The sequence below is a fragment of the Mesorhizobium sp. 1B3 genome, from assembly GCF_050958605.1.
Classification (GTDB): domain Bacteria; phylum Pseudomonadota; class Alphaproteobacteria; order Rhizobiales; family Rhizobiaceae.
This window is the reverse complement of the sequence record NZ_JBJHDO010000010.1, coordinates 66,398-84,108: the sequence shown is the minus strand read 5'-3', so window position 1 is coordinate 84,108 and position 17,711 is coordinate 66,398. Positions and strand designations below refer to the sequence as shown.

At 65.4% G+C, this 17,711-nt stretch carries 14 protein-coding genes; 3 read left to right on the top strand and 11 right to left on the bottom strand.

Features of this window, described 5'->3' with window-relative positions; genetic code table 11:
* Positions 1-3 precede the first annotated feature (3 nt).
* The 3 genes from ACCO56_RS23955 to ACCO56_RS23945 all read left to right on the top strand — a co-directional run bounded on the left by ACCO56_RS23955 (position 4) and on the right by ACCO56_RS23945 (position 2,189).
* Positions 4-642 (top strand): DUF1353 domain-containing protein, encoded by a 639-nt coding sequence (locus ACCO56_RS23955; protein ID WP_433643397.1) that lies wholly within the window; start codon positions 4-6, stop codon positions 640-642.
* A gap of 246 nt (positions 643-888) precedes the next feature.
* Positions 889-1,518, top strand: coding sequence for a hypothetical protein (locus tag ACCO56_RS23950; RefSeq protein WP_433643396.1), 630 nt, complete (start codon positions 889-891; stop codon positions 1,516-1,518).
* Positions 1,458-2,189 (top strand): hypothetical protein, encoded by a 732-nt coding sequence (locus tag ACCO56_RS23945; protein WP_433643395.1) that lies wholly within the window; start codon positions 1,458-1,460, stop codon positions 2,187-2,189. Before ACCO56_RS23950 ends, ACCO56_RS23945 begins: the two co-directional genes overlap by 61 nt.
* A 17-nt stretch (positions 2,190-2,206) precedes the next feature.
* On the opposite strand, the gene cysG is transcribed toward ACCO56_RS23945, so the two are convergent.
* From cysG to ACCO56_RS23890, 11 genes are all read right to left on the bottom strand, one after another.
* Positions 2,207-3,658 carry a siroheme synthase CysG gene (gene cysG, locus ACCO56_RS23940; RefSeq protein WP_433643394.1) on the bottom strand — a complete coding sequence of 484 codons (1,452 nt, stop codon included), beginning with the start codon at positions 3,656-3,658 and terminating at the stop codon, positions 2,207-2,209.
* A complete protein-coding gene (locus ACCO56_RS23935; RefSeq protein ID WP_433643393.1) occupies positions 3,630-6,308 on the bottom strand; it encodes a nitrate reductase in 2,679 nt (892 codons plus the stop codon). Before ACCO56_RS23935 ends, cysG begins: the two co-directional genes overlap by 29 nt.
* Positions 6,309-6,548: 240 nt before the next feature.
* Positions 6,549-6,878 carry a nitrite reductase small subunit NirD gene (nirD, locus tag ACCO56_RS23930; RefSeq protein ID WP_433643392.1) on the bottom strand — a complete coding sequence of 110 codons (330 nt, stop codon included), beginning with the start codon at positions 6,876-6,878 and terminating at the stop codon, positions 6,549-6,551.
* Between the two features lie 4 nt (positions 6,879-6,882).
* Positions 6,883-9,333 carry a nitrite reductase large subunit NirB gene (gene nirB / locus ACCO56_RS23925; protein WP_433643391.1) on the bottom strand — a complete coding sequence of 817 codons (2,451 nt, stop codon included), beginning with the start codon at positions 9,331-9,333 and terminating at the stop codon, positions 6,883-6,885.
* 17 nt (positions 9,334-9,350) lie between these two features.
* Positions 9,351-10,646, bottom strand: coding sequence for an MFS transporter (locus ACCO56_RS23920; protein ID WP_433643390.1), 1,296 nt, complete (start codon positions 10,644-10,646; stop codon positions 9,351-9,353).
* Between the two features lie 338 nt (positions 10,647-10,984).
* The gene (locus ACCO56_RS23915) at positions 10,985-12,223 is read right to left on the bottom strand and encodes a CmpA/NrtA family ABC transporter substrate-binding protein (RefSeq protein WP_433643389.1); all 1,239 of its coding nucleotides are present in this window, start codon (positions 12,221-12,223) and stop codon (positions 10,985-10,987) included.
* Positions 12,220-12,822 carry an ANTAR domain-containing response regulator gene (locus tag ACCO56_RS23910; protein ID WP_433643388.1) on the bottom strand — a complete coding sequence of 201 codons (603 nt, stop codon included), beginning with the start codon at positions 12,820-12,822 and terminating at the stop codon, positions 12,220-12,222. The genes ACCO56_RS23915 and ACCO56_RS23910 overlap by 4 nt, the downstream gene beginning before the upstream one ends.
* A 257-nt stretch (positions 12,823-13,079) precedes the next feature.
* Entirely contained in the window at positions 13,080-14,000 is a 921-nt protein-coding gene (locus tag ACCO56_RS23905) for a lipid kinase (RefSeq protein ID WP_433643387.1), read from the bottom strand.
* 107 nt (positions 14,001-14,107) lie between these two features.
* Positions 14,108-14,665 carry a hypothetical protein gene (locus tag ACCO56_RS23900; protein ID WP_433643386.1) on the bottom strand — a complete coding sequence of 186 codons (558 nt, stop codon included), beginning with the start codon at positions 14,663-14,665 and terminating at the stop codon, positions 14,108-14,110.
* A 3-nt stretch (positions 14,666-14,668) separates the two neighbouring features.
* Positions 14,669-15,982: an HlyD family type I secretion periplasmic adaptor subunit gene (locus tag ACCO56_RS23895; protein WP_433643385.1), complete on the bottom strand. Its 1,314-nt coding sequence runs from the start codon at positions 15,980-15,982 to the stop codon at positions 14,669-14,671.
* Positions 15,972-17,696 carry a type I secretion system permease/ATPase gene (locus ACCO56_RS23890; protein ID WP_433643384.1) on the bottom strand — a complete coding sequence of 575 codons (1,725 nt, stop codon included), beginning with the start codon at positions 17,694-17,696 and terminating at the stop codon, positions 15,972-15,974. Before ACCO56_RS23890 ends, ACCO56_RS23895 begins: the two co-directional genes overlap by 11 nt.
* Positions 17,697-17,711 lie beyond the last annotated feature (15 nt).

Sequence of the window (17,711 nt, the reverse complement as noted above, 5' to 3'; positions counted from 1 at the left end):
CCTATGCGAAGACGGGATTTTGTCGCGGGTGTTCTCTGCACACTCCCTGCTCCGGTGGTCTTTGCCTCGAAGACGACCGCGCAAGCACAGAATGGCCGCTTTGTCGGCAACGTGGTAGCCCGCTGGAATGCCGACGGCCGCGAGATGACCCTCATGGAACCGTTCGAATATGTCGACCCAAAAGGACTCTCCTGGAAAGTTCCGGTCGGCACCACGGTCGATGGCGCTTCCATTCCCCAGTTCTTCTGGTCGATCATCGGGGGGCCGTTCGACGGCCTGTATCGCAACGCCTCCGTCGTGCACGACTTCTATTGCCAGGTGAAAACGCGTCCTTACCTCGACGTTCACCAGGTCTTCCACGAGGCCATGGATACCTCGGGTGTTCCGGCGAGAAAGAGTTGGCTGATGTATCAGGCGGTGAAACGCTTCGGCCCGCGCTGGAGCAAGGCTTCGGTGGACCCCAAATGCGAGGTGATCGACGAGAACTACGATTTCGGGGCATGCAGCCGAAATGCCGCTCCGGCGCTGGCCGCACCCGAAACCAATCATGAAAACCTGGAAGCATTCATCGATGACGTCGAGGGCAATGCAAACCCGGAAGACATGGCCAAGCTCCGCGAAGCTCTCGCGGCGGTGAGGTGAGCGGTGGGCGCTTCCGGGCTCCGACGGATGATGTCGCTCGCCTGTGCGCCTTTTGCGGTTGTGCTCCTTGCTTGCTCGGTCGCCCTGCTGACGGGAATGCGGGCCGACGCCGCCAGCATCGACGACCGGCGAACGGCCGGATGTGATGTGCGCCTCTCGGGTGAGATCGAGCCCGGCGATGCATCGAATCTGGTTGCTGCGCTGCAGGCCGTTGATTGGAATTCCGCGCCCGCCAGGCGCCCCCGTATGGAGACCGAAATCAGCTATTTCGGAGGAAAGGACATACCGAGGCTTTGCCTGGACAGTCCCGGCGGCAGCTTCAGCGAAGCCATCACGTTCCTGACAGAGACGCTTCGCACGGTGAGCTACGCCTCGGTCCTCGAACCCCTCGCCGAATGCTATTCCGCCTGCGCGCTGATTTTTCTCGGTGGGCATCTCCATTCGGGCGACGGCTATATCGAGCACTACCGTCGGCTGGATGTATCAGCCAAGCTCGGCTTCCACGCTCCCTATGTCGCGCCGAACGCGACCCAAAACGTCGACCCGGCGTTGGTCGGCAAATCCTACAGGGAGGGCGTGCAGGCCGTGGCCGATCTGCTCGACCGCGAACCCCTTCTGTTCCCGCGTAGCCTTCTCGCCGAGTTCCTGCGCGTCGGCCCGGACGAATTCTACACGATCGACCGGGTCGGCCAGCTTTCGGCCTGGAATATCGGTCTGACAGGCTATAGGCGCCCGGCTGCCATAACGGAGAGCAGATCGAACATGTCTGCAGCAATCAGCGCTTGCGCGACGACTCGCAGCTCTATGCGAGATACATGTCTTTCGACGCGGAGCCGGAGCAGACCTCGGACCCGATCCCACTGGGCGACAAACTGACCGTGCGCAGCGAAGAGGCCATCGAAGGGATCGCCGGCTGCACCGTCGAGGCGCGCCTTTACGGCGATACTCTCTTCCTTCGAGCCGACACGACCAGTGTCGACGCGGGCGACGCCGAACCCCGGAACGACGCGGAAGGCGACATCCCGTCCTCGGAGGCAGTGCTCGCCGACACGAGCGCCGTCGACCCCGACGGGTACACGCCGGCCTATTTCCTGTTCGATCCTCAAACAAAGCTGAGGACGCTGAAAGATCGTGGGGGAATGTCGTCGCAAGCGCCGACCTCGGACCGGCCGTCGGCGCCGAGGCCGACGGCTGTCTCGGCACAGGCGACGCTTTGGGATCACAACGGGTCGACGATGCTTTTGAGAACCGAGGCTGCGAAGCTGAGCATGGATTACGAGATGCCGCGCAAGGGGATGCAGCAGGTCGGCGTGCGCAAGGGCGACAACCTGTTCACATGCACGCGTGACGGAAGCAAGCTTTCCTGCACGACGCGTATTTTCCATCGACGCTGCGGCAAGCACGACTTCACGGCCGAAGGCAGCTTCTCGGATAATGACAGGACGATCCGGATCCGAGGAGATGCGCCGCGTCTCGACGATAGCTGCCGGGAGAGCGGTCGGAAGCCTCAGAACTGGACGTTCACCTATCTGTCGCCGGCGCTCTAGGTGCCGGTCGCGCATCGTCATCCAGCCAAGATAGATGGTTGTGAATGTCCTAACGCCAACGAAGCGACTCGGAAGACCTCGCCCACCCCGATGACGACCGGCGCGGTGGGCTCGACATTGGCTATCGTGCTCTCGATGCCGGAAAGCTCGGTGACCCAGAGCTGCTCCCCCGGCCGGCCGAGCGCGGCCGCGATCACAACAGGCGTATCGGGCGCCAGGCCATGGTCAATGAGCGTCGTCGCGATCTCGCCTGCCGTTCGTCCGCCCATGTAGAAAATAGTTGTCACGGAGGGATCGGCTACGGCACGCCAGTCCACATCCCCGGGCAGCCCGCCCGCTTTGGAGTGACCGGTCACCAAGCGGACCGACTTGGCATGGTCCCTGTGCGTCAGCGAGACGCCGAGCGCCGCTGCCATGGCAAAGCCTGCCGTGATGCCGGGCACGACATCGTACGCGATCCCCGCTGCACGCAGTCGGGCGATCTCCTCGCCCGCGCGACCGAAGATCATGGGATCGCCCGATTTGAGCCGGACGACGCGACGCCCGACCTTGGCGAGCCGGACCATCATCTCGTTGATCTCATCCTGCTTGCAGCTCGGGCGCCCGGCGCGCTTGCCGACCAGGATGCGCTTGGCTTCGCGGCGCGCCAGCTCGAGCACCTCGTCGGAGACGAGATCATCGAACAGGATCACGTCCGCCGCCTGGAGCGCGCGCACCGCCTTCAGCGTCAGGAGTTCGGCGTCGCCCGGCCCGGCTCCGACGAAGGTCACATGGCCCGATGGGCTTCGGGCCGCGGCCGCGATCAGCTCCCTTGTGAACCGTTCGCCCTCAAGCAGCGTAGGCCGGAAGGCGCGGTCGGCAAAGCTCTCCCAGAATGCGCGGCGGGCGATGCCCGGCGCCAGGCGTTCGCACACATGATCGCGTATCCGGCGCGCCAGCGCCGCCCATTCGGCCAGTGACATAGGCAGCAGGGTCTCGATGCGGCGGCGCACGGCCTGACCCAGGATCGGCGCTGCGCCCGAGGTCGAGATGCCCACGACGACAGGCGACCTGTTGACGATCGCGCCAAACTGAAAGTGGCAATAAGCCGGCTTGTCGATCACGTTGCAGGCGGCTCCCGCTTTCTGGGCCGCCGCTTCGAAGGCAGCCGCTTCCCTGTCGTCTCCAGCATCCGCCAGCGCCACGGCCGCGCCGGCTAGGCAGGGCGCATTCCAAACATGACCATGAAGTGTCACGGTCCGCTCCTGCTCGACGAGGCCGCGCATTTCGCCGGAAACCTCGTCCGCCGGCGCATAGACATCCACCTTGGCACCGGCGGCGGCCAGGAGTTCAGCCTTCCACGCGGCGGCTTCAGTCCCTCCCGCGACGACGGCGCGCTTTCCTCTGAGATCGAAGAACACCGGAAGAACGCTGAGCGGTTGAATGCGGGGCGGAGCCGACTCACTCGGCTGCCTGGATGCGACCTTCATCGATGATTGTCCTTATCTCCGAGCGGCACGAGCCGCAGTTCGTGCCGGCGCGCAGCCGCTCGCCGATCTCGTCAAGCGTCGCGCAGCCCGCGGCCACGGCGGCGGCGAGCTGGTTGACGCCGATATTGAAACAGGAACAGACGATGCGCCCGGCGGCGGGCACGGGTGCCGGCGAGCGGCCGGACAGCAGGGCCAGCCGATCCGCCGGGTCAAGCGATTGACGGGAGGCGAGCAAGTGCACCATCCAGTCGCGCGCAGGCAGTTGCCCGGGCGGCGCGACGAGCAGCGCCTCGGCCATGGCGCGGTCCTCGTCGATTGCCGCCGCACGGTAGCTGAGGCCCCGGCGGTCCGTATATTCGAGCAACTGATCGCGCCGGAAGGCATCGAGGAATCTGCGCGTGAGCAATATGCCCTGGTCGGGCGTCTCGGTGCCGGAGAAGGCATAGATCCAGCCGCCATCGACCGCGCGGCGGCTCCAATGCACGAAGCCGGTCGGTCTGAGATCCCGTCTCGTGACGAGGACGCCCTCCCAGGCCACCGCTTCGCGCGTGATGCTGACCGGGACGTGCTTCAGCTCCGGCTGCCCTGAGAACGGGTCCGTGATGGGTGTGGAGAGCGTGCCTGCCCCGGCATTGGCTGCATAGCCGCCGCTCCAGTGCATCGGCAGGAAGGCATGGCCGGGGCGCTGCGCCTCGGTGATGCGCACTTTTGCCCGCGCGAAACCGTAGCGGCTCGCCACGCGCACCAGATCGCCGTCGGCGAGCTTGCCTGCCGCATCGGCCGGGTTGAGTTCCACCGTCGGCTCCGGCGCATTGGCCGCCAGTCGCGGCACGCGCCCGGTGCGGGTCATCGTATGCCATTGATCCCGCAGCCGCCCGGTGTTGAGGGCGATGGGAAACGCGGCATCGACCGCCAGCGCCGTGCCCTCCTGGCGGACCGGCACGAAGCGCGCACGGCCGTCCCCCGTAGGAAAGCGGCCATCGCCGAGAAGCCGCGCCGAGGCTGCGCCGGGCTTCGACGTCGGCCAGTGGCGCGGCACGAATTCGTCGTAGACGTCTTGGCCGATCCCGGCCAACGCCGCGATGTCGAACAGGCGCTCCCCGCCATTCTCGAACCCCGAAAGCGCGGCATGCTCGCGGAAGATGGCGGCGGGGCTGTCGAAGTCGAAGGCTTCGGCAAATCCCATCCGTTGCGCCACATCGCAGATGATGCGCCAGTCCGGGCGTGACTCGCCAGGGCGCGGCAGGAAGGCCTTCTGCCGCGACATCCGGCGTTCGGAATTGGTGACCATCCCGTCCTTCTCACCCCAGGCAGCCGCCGGCAGCAGCACGTCGGCAAAGCGCGTCGTGTCGGTGCGGGTTACGTCGCTCACCACCACGAAGTCGCAGGCCTTCAGGGCTCTCCGTACCCGGCCGGCATCCGGCATACTGACGGCCGGATTGGTGCCCATGATCCAGAGAGCCTTGATCCGTCCGTCGCCAGCCGCACAGAACAGGTCGACGGCCTTCAGTCCGGGACGTCGTGCGATGCCGGGTGCGTTCCAGAAGCGAGCGACGCGCTCGATGTCGCCCGGCGTCTCGAAGTTCATATGGGCGGCGAGCTGGTTGGCGAGCCCGCCGACCTCGCGGCCGCCCATGGCATTCGGCTGGCCGGTCACGGAGAACGGCCCTCTGCCCGGCTTACCCAACCGTCCGGTCGCGAGGTGGCAGTTGATGATGGCGTTGACCTTGTCCGTGCCATGCGCCGACTGGTTCACGCCCTGGCTATAGACGGTCACCACGCGTTCCCTGGCCGCGAAGAGCTCGAAGAAGAGCCTGACGTCGGCGGGATTGAGCCCACAACATTTTCCGACGTGCTCGGCCGACGGCGCATCCGCCGTGGCGACGGCGACAGCGGTCTCGAAACCGGATGTGCTGGCGGCGATGAAACTCCGGTCGATCGCGTCCGTCCGAGACAGATGCGCGAGAAGCCCGTTGAACAGGAGGACGTCAGTGCCGGGATCGAGCGCGAGGTGCAAATCGCATTCGTCCGCGGTCGCGGTGCGGCGCGGGTCTATGACGACAATCCTCGTGCCGCGCTTTTCTCTTGCCGCAAGCAGGCGCTGGTAGAGGATCGGATGGCACCAGGCCGCATTCGAACCGGTGAGAACGACGAGGTCGGCCTCTTCGAAATCCGCATAGGTGCCGGGCACGATATCTTCGCCGAAGGCGCGGCGATGGCCGGCGACCGACGACGCCATGCACAGGCGCGAATTGGTATCGATATTGGCCGAACCGATGAAGCCTTTGATCAGCTTGTTGGCGACGTAATAATCCTCGGTCAGCAATTGCCCGGAAACGTAGAAGCCGACCGAATCCGGACCAAATTCTTCGATGGCCCGGGAAAAGCGCTGCGCGACGCGGTCGAGCGCATCCTCCCACGGCGCGCGCTTTCCGTCGATCTCGGGATAGAGCAATCGCCCTTCCAACCCCACCGTTTCTGCGAGGGCCGAGCCCTTGGAACAGAGCCTGCCGAAATTCGCGGGATGATCGGGGTCGCCGCGGACCGAAACAGCACCATCCGCGGCGACCTTGGCCAGCACGCCGCAACCCACCCCGCAATAGGGACAGGTCGTCCTCACCTCGGCAGGCGCCGCGCGATGGTCAGCCATGGCGCTGCGACTCCTCGGTGGTCGATTGTGGAGAATGAAGAACCTGGCCGTGCGTAGGACAGGTCCCCCTCTCCGTCTCGGCTTCGCCGAGCCACCTCTCCCCCACTTTCGTGGGGGTGAGGAACCGCCGGCCGCAAACCTGGCGCCTTTCCTCTCCCCTGCGCGCAGCGTGGGGGAGAGGTGGCTCGGCGAAGCCGAGACGGAGAGGGGGAAACCCTGCCGCCCGCGAGTTCATCGCCTTCACTCCGCGGCCTCGAGCCGGGCGGCGAGCGCAATTGCGATCCGGCCCTCTTCGATCCTCACCGGGATCACGCCGACCGAGCCCTCGTCGACTCCCTCGGCTTGGCCGGTTTCCAGCGAGATCACCCAATTGTGCAGCGGGCAGGTCACGGACACGCCGTGCACGATGCCCTGGCTGAGCGGCCCGCCCTTGTGCGGGCAATGGTCCTCGATCGCGAAGATCCGGTCGTCCGCGGTACGGAAGACACCGATCCGGCCTTGCGGCGTAGCGATGCAGCGTGCCCCCCGCCGAGGTATGTCGTAGATCGTCCCGATGGTGAACCAATTCATCGCCCTACTCCGCAGCCTGTTGAAAAGCGACCGCCTCGAGCGGCTGGAACTCGTGCTTGTCCTTGCCCGAAACGCGCTCCGACCATGGGTCGACCTGGGCGAATTTCTGGCTGAAGACGAAGCGGTCGAAGAAGGCCCTGCGGCGCGGCAGGTCGTCCAGGATCTGGCGTCTGATCTCGTCGATGCCGACGCGCTTGGCCCATTTGTAGATACGCTCGAGATAGCGCGCCTGCTCGCGATACATCTGGACGAGCGCGGCGATCACCTCCAAGGCCTCGTCATCGGTCTTGACCAGGCCCAGCACTTCCGTGCCCTTGATGTCGAGCCCCGCCGCGCCGGCAAAATGGACCTCGTAGCCGGAATCGACGCAGATCACGCCGACATCCTTGCAGGTCGCCTCGGCGCAGTTTCGCGGACATCCGGAAACGGCCATCTTGACCTTGGCGGGCGTCCACGATCCCCACATGAACTTCTCGATGCGGATACCGAGGCCGGTGGAATCTTGCGTGCCGAAGCGGCACCACTCCGATCCCACGCAGGTCTTCACCGTGCGCAGCCCCTTGGCGTAGGCGTGGCCGGACACGAAGCCTGCCTTGCCCAGATCGGCCCAAACGGCCGGCAGATCCTCCTTCCTGATGCCCAGCATGTCGATGCGTTGGCCTCCGGTGACCTTGACCGTCGGGATGCCGAACTTGTCCACCACGTCGGCGATGGCGCGCAGCTCCTTGGCGGAGGTGACGCCGCCCCACATGCGCGGAACCACCGAGTAGGTGCCGTCCTTCTGGATGTTGGCGTGGACGCGCTCGTTGACGAAACGCGACTGATAGTCGTCGGCATATTCGCCCGGCCAGTCGGCGACGAGATAGTAGTTGAGCGCCGGTCGGCATTTGGCGCAGCCGCAGGAGGTCTTCCACTCTAGCTCCTGCATGGCCGCCGGGATGGTCTTCAACCTCTTCGCCTTGATCAGCCGGCGCACATCATCATGTCCGAGCGTCGTGCAGGAGCACGTGGGCTGCACGGCGGCGGGATTGTAGCTGTCGCCGAGCGTCAGCTTCAGCAACTGCTCGACCAGGCCCGTGCAGGTTCCGCAGGACGCCGAGGCCTTGGTGTGGGCGCGCACCTCGTCCAGCTCGGTCAGGCCCTTCGCTGCGATCGCCCCTGTGATCGCTCCCTTGCAGACGCCGTTGCAGCCGCAGATCTCCGCATCATCCGCCAGTGCCGCAACGGCCGCCAGAGGGTCCGCGAGGGCGCCTCCCTGGAAGGTCTGGCCGAAGATCAGCGTGTCGCGCATGTCGGAGATGTCGACGGCTTTCTTCTTGAGATCGTTGAACCAGGCGCCGTCGCCCGTTTCACCGAACAGGACCGTTCCGATGATCCTGTTGTCCTGCAGGATCACGCGCTTGTAGATGCCGGCCGAGGCGTCGCGCAGGATGATCTCCTCGCGGTCGTCGCCATCGGCGAAATCGCCGATCGAAAAGAGGTCGATGCCGGTCACCTTGAGCTTGGTCGGCGTGTCGGAATGGACGAAGCGCCTCTTCGCCCCATCCGAAAGCCTGGCCGCGGCAACCCGCGCCATCTCGTAAAGCGGCGCGACGAGGCCGTAGACGTGACCGCATACCTCCGCGCATTCACCAAGCGCGAGGATGTGGGGATCGGAGGTCTGCAAAAGGTCGTCGGTGACGATGCCGCGATTGACGTCGAGGCCCGCGTTCCTGGCGAGTTCGGCATTCGGCCGGATACCGACCGCCATGACCACCAGCGTCGCCGGCACGAATGTACCGTCTGCCAGCTCGACGCCCTCGACCTTGCCCTCGCCGACGATCGCCTTCGTATTGGCGTTGGTCATGACCTTGATGCCGCGGGCCTCGACGGCCTTCTGCAGCAGATAGCCGGCGGCGGGGTCGAGCTGGCGCTCCATCAGCGTCGGCATGACATGCAGAACGGTCACGTCCATGCCGCGCTCCTTGAGCCCGGCGGCGGCTTCGAGGCCGAGCAGGCCGCCGCCGATGACCACGGCCTTTGCCCGCGACTGCGCCGCAAGCAGCATGGCGTTGACGTCGTCGAGGTCGCGATAGCTGAGGACGCCGGGGAGGCTCGCGCCGGGCACGGGAATGATGAAGGGCACGGAACCTGTGGCGATGACGAGCTTGTCGTAAGGTTCGGTGACGCCCTGGTCGGAGGTCACGGTCCTGGCTTCACGATCGATGGCGACGATCCTGTGGCCCTTATAGAGCACGATGCCATGCTTGATGTACCAGCCGTCGCCATGGATGACGATCTCCTCGAACGCCTTCTCGCCGGAAAGCACGGGCGACAGCATGATGCGGTCGTAATTCACGCGCGGCTCGGCATTGAAGATCGTAATCCGGTAGCGGTCCGGCGTGGCTTCGAGCAGATGCTCCAGCATCCTGCCCGGCGCCATGCCGTTGCCGATGATGACAAGTCTGTCGGTCATGGTCGTTGATCCTGGTTCTATTCGGCAGCCGGGGCGAGAGCGGGTGCGGGCGCCGGGCGCGTCATCCTGCGGATGACGAGATGCATCCAGGCGAAGCACGCGGCGACGACGACGAAGAGCAGCATGAAGCAGCTCGACCATATGCCGGTGAGGTCGTTGAGGATGCCGAAGGCGATCGGCAGGAGGAAGCCGCCGAGACCGCCGATCATGCCGACGAGGCCGCCGACCGCACCGACATTGCCGGGGTAGTAGACGGGGATGTGCTTGTAGACGGCCGCCTTGCCGAGGCTCATGAAGAAGCCGAGCACGAACGCGACGGCGATAAAGGCCGTCGGCCCGATCTCGAAATGGAAGTCGATGGGGCCGTCGATGCCGCGCACCGAATAGTCAGCTTGAGGAAGGGACAGCACGGCGGTGGCGACGGCCGAGACGGCGAAGGTCCAATAGAGGACGCTGCGCGCCCCGATGCGGTCGGACAGAACGCCGCCATAGGCGCGGAAGATCGACGCCGGGATCGAATAGGCCGCGCCGATCATGCCGGCGGTGGCGATATCGAAGCCATAGACGCCGATCAGGTAGCGCGGCAGCCACAGCGCCAGCGCCACGAACGCGCCGAAAGCGAAGAAATAGTAGAGGGCGAAGCGCCAAACCCGGATGTCCCTGAGCGGTTCGAATTCGGCCAGGAAGCTGCGCGGCTGGCCGGCGCCGGAGATGCGGCGCTGGCGGATCACCGGATCGTCCTCGGTCGTGAACCAGAACACGATGGCCATGCCGGCCAGCGCTGCCGCCCAGACCAGCGCCACACTCTGCCAGCCCCAGGCGAGCAGGACGAAAGGCGCAGCGAATTTGGTGACTGCCGCGCCGACATTGCCGACACCGAAGATGCCGAGCGCGGTGCCCTGCTTGCCAGCGGCGTAGAAGCGCGAGACATAGGCCACGCCCACCGCGAAGGAACCGCCGGCGAGCCCAACGCCGAGCGCGGCGATCAGCATCTGCGTGTAGGTATGAGCGAAGGCGAGCAGGAAGGTGGCGAGCGCCGCCGCCAGCATGGTGGCCGTGTAGACAAGACGCCCTCCAAAGCGGTCCGTCCAGATGCCGAGCACCATACGCACCAGGGAGCCCGTCAGGATCGGCATGCCGACCAGCAGGCCGAATTGCGTCTCCGTGAGGCCTAGCTCGGCTTTGATCGTCACGCCGATGATCGAGAAGATCGTCCACACGGCGAAGCAAACGGCGAAAGCTATCGTCGACATCGACAGCGCCCGGGCCGCCGACCCATCTCGGACAATCGCGGTTGGAATGGGCTCTCTCATCTTTGGCTCCATACTCGGCGCGGGAGGGACGCCGGTCCGTTGCTGAAAACAAAAAAGCTGCCGGCCAGGCCTTTCGCGTCCGTCCATCCGGGATCGCGTATTGGCCTGATCGGCAGCTTTGCCTTGTGCGCCCGCCTTTGGACGCAAATCTTCGGCCCGGCTTAGGGCCTGCAGACTAATAAGCAGGAACCGTGCCAGTTGGGGAGCTGGCAGCATTTCCTTAAGGAAATCAAAGATCACATCGGGAGACGGATGCGCGCGTTCCCTTGCGCGCGTTCCCTGCGGTGTCAAAAATAGAGGCGGACGATGCACATCAGTTGTGCACCGCACAATGGCGCCTAAATTCCGGGCAAAGCTTTGCGCTGGCTCTGGATGTAGGGACTGACCCGATCGGGATCGAAGATCGCGCCGTCGAAGAACCCGTCGGGTCCCAGGATCAGGCTCGCGCCGGCTGAACCGACCGGGGTTGGCGCGACAAGCGCGCCCTCGACCTTGGCGTTGGCGCCGGGCAGCGCCACGCCGAGATCTCGCAAGGCGGCGCGGTAGAGGTCCGGACGATAGGTCTCGCGTGCCGTAGCCTCCTTGCCCGCGGTCGCCTCGACCTGCCTCCAACGGACCATCTGGCTGTAGAACCAAAGCGCATGGCTCTTCCAGGGGAAGGTGGCGCCCTTCGCGTGCGGGACGAAGAAATCCGGCACGGCGACGGCGCTTCCATCGCCGGTCGCGACGATGCCGCTTAGCGCGGGCAGCAGCCATTCGGCAGGGCAGTCGACATAGGCTCGCCCGGCCAGCAGCCCGGCCAGCTCGGCGCGATTGGCGACCTCCCCGCACCAACGGGACGAACGATAGAGCGCGCGCAGCAGCGCCGTCAGCGCCTGCGGATGAGCTTCGGCCCAGGCTGCCGCGACCCCGAGCACCTTTTCCGGGCTGGATCTCCAGATTGCCGATTTGACGGTCGCGATGCGGCCGACGCCCTTCGCTACCGCCGCCATATTCCACGGCTCGCCGACGCAATAGCCGTCGATGCGCCGTGAGCCCAGCGCGTCCGCCATAAGCGGCGGCGGCACGACGACGATCTCGACATCCTTGTCGGGATCGATGCCGCAGGCGGAAAGCCAGTAGCGCAGCTCGTAATTGTGCCCGGAATGCGGATGGACCACGGCGAAGCGCAGCGGGCCGGCACCCGACACGGCGCGCCTTGCCAGCGTCTTGCGCAAGGCGGCACCCGTCGAAGCGGGATCGAAGCTGCCGGCCGCGCCATACCCTTGCATCGATCGCCACAGCTCGAGCGATACGGTGACGGCATTGCCGCCGAGCCCGAGAGCCATCGGCGCGATGGTTCGGGCCGCGAGCGGGCTGAGTCCCAGATTGAAAGCGATCGGCATCGGCGCCAGGATGTGGGCGACATCGAAATGACCGACGGCCAGGCGGTCGCGTATGCTCGCCCAGGAATTCTCGCGCACAAGGACGAGCTCGACGCCTTCCTCCTCGGCAAACCCCTTCTCCCGCGCCGCGACGAGCAATGCGCTGTCGAGAAGCGGCAGAAACCCGGCCGTAATGCGATGCGGCTCGCTCATTTTCCGTCTCCCGCGTCCAACAGCCCGGCGGCGGTGACGAGGCTCTGGGCGATTTCGCTGATCTTGCGGTTCTGGCTCATCGCGGTTTTCCGCAGAAGCGCGTAAGCCGCCTCCTCGGAAAAGCCGCGCGAGCGCATCAATATGCCCTTCGCGCGATCCACAAGTTTACGGTTCTCCAGCTCGCCGCGCGCCTCCTCGAGCTCGCGAGCCATACGCGAAAACGCGTTGAAGCGGCTGATCGCCATTTCCAGGATCGGCTTGACGCGCTCCTTGCGCAGCCCGTCGACGACATAAGCCGAAACGCCGGCTTCAACTGCCGCCTCGATCGAAGCGGTGTCCGACCTGTCGACGAACATCGCGACCGGCCGCTTCACGACCCGCGAGAGCTGGAACATGTTCTCCAGCATGTCCCGGTTGGGATTCTCGAGATCGATGACGATGACGTCCGGCTCGACCTCGGCGATACGTCTGGCGATGCCCGTGACGTCACGGACGGTCGTGACGCGCTCATAGCCGGCCTCGCGCAGGCCGTCCTCGATGACGCTCGCGCGAATGCGGTTTTCGTCGATGACAAGGATTCGAAGGGGGCCGGCGGTCATCCCGGTATTTTGCCGTGGCGCGCCGATTGTGCAATGCGAAAAAGGCGGGACTGCCGAGTTGGGCGACGGCGACTGTCATACCCCCCTCTGCCCTGCCGGGCATCTCCCCCTCAAGGGGGGAGATTGGCTGTCATACACGGTTTCGCCAATCTTTTGACTTGGCAGAAGAAACGCCGGGACCAAAGCTGCCAATCTCCCCCCTTGAGGGGGAGATGCCCGGCAGGGCAGAGGGGGGTGTTGCACAAACGCTCAATCACTCACCGATGATACAACGAAGGCCGCCCCGTCCTGCCCGGCTTGCCCGCCGCCGGCGCAAAGATCGAGATGGCCTTCGGATGGACCTTGAAATGGGCCGGTGTCGATGTGACGATTTCGCCGTCGGTGTTGACCGGCATGGGCTTTTTGGTCGCGATGTCGAACTCGACGCATCTCGCCGTGCGAACCTCGCTCCAGGCGCCATGGGTTCCGGATCGGAACGAGCGCAGCATGAGCGCCAGCTTCCAGAGGTTCTTCATCTCGAGGCTGTAGAGATCGAGATGCCCATCATCGATCTCCGCGCTTTCCTCCACCACATTGCCGCCGCCATAGTGCCGCCCGTTGCCGACCGCGATCTGGTAGGTCTCCACGTCGATCGTCCGCCCCTTCTCGGTGATCTTTGCGCTGAAGTGCGACGCACGGGTCAGGATCTTCATGGCAGCCAATGCATAGCCCAGCCTCCCGAAACGCTTCTTCAGCTCCGGATCGAGACTTTGCGCGAGATCGCTGCTCAGCCCGATGCTCGCGACATTGAAGAAGGCATGCCCATTGACCATTCCGACATCCACCGGGCGCGTTTCGCCACGGATGATGACATCGGCTGCACCGACCAGGTCCATCGGGATTTCGAGGGTCCGGGCAAGATCGTTGGCCGTCCCCATCGGAATGATCCCGAGAGGCAGGCCGCTTTCCATCGCAGCCAGCGCCGCCGAAGAGACCGAGCCATCCCCGCCGCAAACGATGACGAGGTCGGCCATGTGCCGCAGGCGCACGATATCGCGCGCGATCTCAGGCAGCGCTTCGAAGGTTTCCACGGTGACGTCGAGCCCGCCGCTTTGCATGCGCTGGAGCATAGGCGTGATCGGCTCCTGGCCTCGCCGCGCCTTGGGATTGCGCAGCAGCAGGGCGCGCTTCTGGGTCAATTGGCTCACCGCATACTGGGCTGACGGCTCCTCGAGCAAGGCAAGTGGGGACCCCGCATGCCGTTTTCAACCACAGCTTAGCCGCCCGATAGCGGGGCGCACCGGCATCACCCCACGCTGGCCGCGACTTGCCGGAGGGGTTCGAACAAAGCGGCGATGAAAGGCCGGTACTGGTCAGCGACGATGGCGGCGGCCAGCAGAAACGCGATGCCCAGCGCCAGCCTGTAGCGGGCTCTGTATCGGTGACCCAGCACGATCTGCTGCTCCAGCGTCGCTGCCTCGGCCTTGAGCGTGTCCGCGATCGACCGGGAAAGACCGATCGCGACATGGGCTTCGAGAAGGTCGAAGGATTCCTTCATCGCGTCGAACTTGGCGTTCAGATCGGCAAGGCCCTTGGCGACATCGCTCCCAGCGGATCTGCGATTTGCCATGTCGGCGAGCACGCCCTTCACGGACGCAGGTCCGGGCCCCACTTGGGCGGAATCGACCGTGGCCGGAGCGCGTCCGAGCCGGACGGGCCGTGAATCCTGGAGGCGACCGGCATTGTCGGCTCCCTGGTCGGATGTCGGCGCACCATCGCCCAGCTGTGGCGGGCGAACAAAAGGCACTTCCGCGCCGAGATTGCTGGACAGGGCAGCCGGATCGCGATGGTCCTCGTCAAGCATCTCTCAGCTCTCCCGCATCGCGTGCTGGATCTGGTCGGCGATCGGCTTGACCAGGTAGGACAGGATCGACCTGGTGCCGGTCGAAACGAAAACCTCCACCGGCATGCCGGGACGCAGGTTCTCGGCGCCGACCTTATCGATGTCCTCCTCGTTGATCCTCAGGCGCGCCACGTAGTAGCTCATGCCCGTCTGCTGATCGGTGGTCAGGTCGGCGGCGACGTCCATCACATCGGCGTAGAGTTCCGGAGTTGTCCTGCGGTCGAGGCCGGTCAGGCGCAGGCGCGCCTCCTGGCTGGGCGCGACCTGGTCGACGTCGTTCGGCGCGATCTTGGCCTCGACGATCAGTTCGTCGTCGGCCGGGATGATGCTGACCAAGCGGTCGCCCGGCGCGACGATGCCACCGATCGTGTGTATCTCCAGCTGATGCAGGTAGCCGCCGATCGGAGCATGGATGTCGAGCCTTTGGAGGCGGTCCAGGGCGGCGATCCGCTCTTCCCTGAGTTTGGCGATCTCGGTCTGTTTCTGGTCGAGCTCGACCAGCACCGATTCGTAGAACTGCTCGTCCACCTGCGCGAGCTGGAGCTTCGCCTGGCTGATCGCCTGGCGGGCCTCCGCGACCTCGGCAGCCAGCGAGGCCATGTTGCCGAGCAGGGATGCATTCTCGCGGCGGATGGAAATGAGTTGCGAATCCACCAGCAGGTTCTGCTTGTGAAGAAATGTCGCATCCTCGAGTTGCTCCTTGAGCAATTCGACATTGTCGGCGACGGCTGCCCGCTCAGCCTGGAGCGCGGCGGCCTTCTCCTCGAACTGGCCGACCTGTTCGGCAAGCTGGGCCTTCTGGCCGTCGCGCGTAGCCCGGCGGGAAACGTAGAGTTCTTCCTGGCCTTTCATGACGAGCTTGGCCCTGGGGTCGGTCGAATCCGTCAAATCCGGCGGAAACTGGATGGGAACCGCGCCCCCCGCCTGCTCGGCAAGCAGGCGGGCTTCCTGCGCCAGGAGCTGTTCGAGCTGCGTGTCGACGATGCCGAGGCTTGCCTTCGCCACCGTGTCGTCGAGGCGGAACAGCAGTTGCCCGGACTCCACCTTCTGGCCTTCGCCGACAAGAATCTCGCCGACGATGCCGCCGTCGCGGTGCTGGACATGCTTGGTGCGCCCCTGGACGATCACCATGCCGGAGCCCAGGACGGCGCCGCCGATTTCGGCATAGGCCGCTGCCGCTCCGATACCCCCCACAAGCGCTGCACAAATCGCCAGCGCGGAAACGATCTGCCGGGAGGCCGACCTCGTGATCTTCCGCTCGATGTCCTCATACCGCATGGCGAACCACCTCTTTCTCGCCCGGAACGGGCAGGACGCTGACATTTCCCAAGACGCTGTCGCGATGTCCGAATTGAGCCTGCTTGCCGCTCTGGATCACCAGCACATGGTTGACGGCGGCAAGGGCACTCGTTCGGTGCGCGATCACGATGACGATGCTGCCGCGCCGACGCATCTCCAGCATCGCCTCTGTGAGCGCCCGCTCGCCTTCCTGATCGAGATTCGAGTTCGGCTCGTCGAGGACGACCAGGAACGGATTGCCATAGATCGCGCGGGCGAGGCCGATGCGCTGGCGCTGTCCGGCGGAAAGGCGCATGCCGCCTTCGCCGACCATGCTGTTGTAGCCCTCGGGCAGGCCGGCGATCATTTTATGGATTCCGGCGAGCTTTGCTGCGGCGATGACATCGACGAGTTTCGGATCGGCGCTGAAGCGGCATATGTTCTCGGCAACCGTGCCGTCGAAAAGCTCCACGTCCTGCGGCAGGTAGCCGATGAACCGGCCGCGGTCGCCGTCCACCCACTGGTCGAGCGTCGAGCCGTCGAGCCGAACCGAGCCGCTGACCACGGGCCAGACGCCGACCAGCGCGCGAGCGAGGCTGGTCTTGCCCGACCCCGAATGGCCGATGACGCCTAACCCGTCGCCGGCCTTCAGCGCGAAATTCGCACCCTGGAGCAGCACCACCGGCTCGCCCGGCGCCGTGGTCGCGAGTTGCTCGACGCGAAGCTCCTCCGATGGCAGCGGCAGGCCGGGGGCGCCGTTGTCCTTGGGCACCTGGCGCAGCGTTTCGGCCAGCCGGGCGGAGGCCTGCCGCGCGGCGACGAAGGACGGCCATTGCGAGACGGCCTGCTCGATCGGCGCGAGGGCGCGCGCCATGATGATCGAAGCGGCGATCATCACCCCGGGCGTGATCTCCTGGTAGATTGCGAGATAGGCGCCCAGCCCGAGCATCGCGGACTGGAGAACGAGGCGCAGGGTCTTGATGACGGTGGAATAGAAGTTGCTCCTGTCGGCGGAGACCTGCTGCGCGTCGCAATGCGCGGCGACCCTCTCGACGAACTGCTCCTGGATGCGCCCCAGCATGCCCATCGAGGTCACGACCTCGGCGTTGCGGCGGGTCGATTCCATCAGCCTGGACTGCGCCCCGCTGGCGCGGTTGAGTTCGCGCGCCGGCTCGCGCGAGGACATCTCATTGGCGAGCACCAGCAGGAAGATCAGCGCGCCGCCGCCGAGCGACAGCATCCCGAGCGTGGGATGAAACAGGAACAGGATCACGAAATAGAGCGGCATGAAGGGAAGGTCGAAGATCGCTGCCGGACCTTGCGAGCCGAGGAAGCGCCTGATCGCGTCCACGTCGCGGCCCGGCTGAAGCGCCGCAGCCTTCTGCCCCGCCACGATCGGCAGGATCGCGTGAGCGCGCAGGGCCGGATCGGAGAGCCTGGTGTAGACCTTCATGCTCACCCGCGTAAGCGCGCGGGAGCGTAAGAGATCGAGCGCCCAGTTGAAGACGTAAAGCGCAAGTGCCATGCCCGCCAACACCGCCAGCGTCGGCACGCTGTTGCTGGCGAGCACCCGGTCATAGACCTGGAGCATGAAGATCGGGCCGGTCAGCATCAGCAGGTTGATGACCGCGCTGATGAGAAACACGCCGGTGAAGGCGGAGCGGCATGCCTGGAGCACGCCTTTCACCGCCGAGCTGTTGCTACGCAAGAACATTGACCTATCCCCCGC

Bases quoted from the DNA above. Each gene is read 5' to 3' on its own strand.
- ACCO56_RS23955 (WP_433643397.1), top strand. From the start codon at position 4: ATGCGAAGACGGGATTTTGTCGCGGGTGTTCTCTGCACACTCCCTGCT.
- ACCO56_RS23950 (WP_433643396.1), top strand. From the start codon at position 889: ATGGAGACCGAAATCAGCTATTTCGGAGGAAAGGACATACCGAGGCTT.
- ACCO56_RS23945 (WP_433643395.1), top strand. From the start codon at position 1,458: ATGTCTTTCGACGCGGAGCCGGAGCAGACCTCGGACCCGATCCCACTG.
- cysG (WP_433643394.1), bottom strand. From the start codon at position 3,658: ATGAAGGTCGCATCCAGGCAGCCGAGTGAGTCGGCTCCGCCCCGCATT.
- ACCO56_RS23935 (WP_433643393.1), bottom strand. From the start codon at position 6,308: ATGGCTGACCATCGCGCGGCGCCTGCCGAGGTGAGGACGACCTGTCCC.
- nirD (WP_433643392.1), bottom strand. From the start codon at position 6,878: ATGAATTGGTTCACCATCGGGACGATCTACGACATACCTCGGCGGGGG.
- nirB (WP_433643391.1), bottom strand. From the start codon at position 9,333: ATGACCGACAGACTTGTCATCATCGGCAACGGCATGGCGCCGGGCAGG.
- ACCO56_RS23920 (WP_433643390.1), bottom strand. From the start codon at position 10,646: ATGAGAGAGCCCATTCCAACCGCGATTGTCCGAGATGGGTCGGCGGCC.
- ACCO56_RS23915 (WP_433643389.1), bottom strand. From the start codon at position 12,223: ATGAGCGAGCCGCATCGCATTACGGCCGGGTTTCTGCCGCTTCTCGAC.
- ACCO56_RS23910 (WP_433643388.1), bottom strand. From the start codon at position 12,822: ATGACCGCCGGCCCCCTTCGAATCCTTGTCATCGACGAAAACCGCATT.
- ACCO56_RS23900 (WP_433643386.1), bottom strand. From the start codon at position 14,665: ATGCTTGACGAGGACCATCGCGATCCGGCTGCCCTGTCCAGCAATCTC.
- ACCO56_RS23895 (WP_433643385.1), bottom strand. From the start codon at position 15,982: ATGCGGTATGAGGACATCGAGCGGAAGATCACGAGGTCGGCCTCCCGG.
- ACCO56_RS23890 (WP_433643384.1), bottom strand. From the start codon at position 17,696: ATGTTCTTGCGTAGCAACAGCTCGGCGGTGAAAGGCGTGCTCCAGGCA.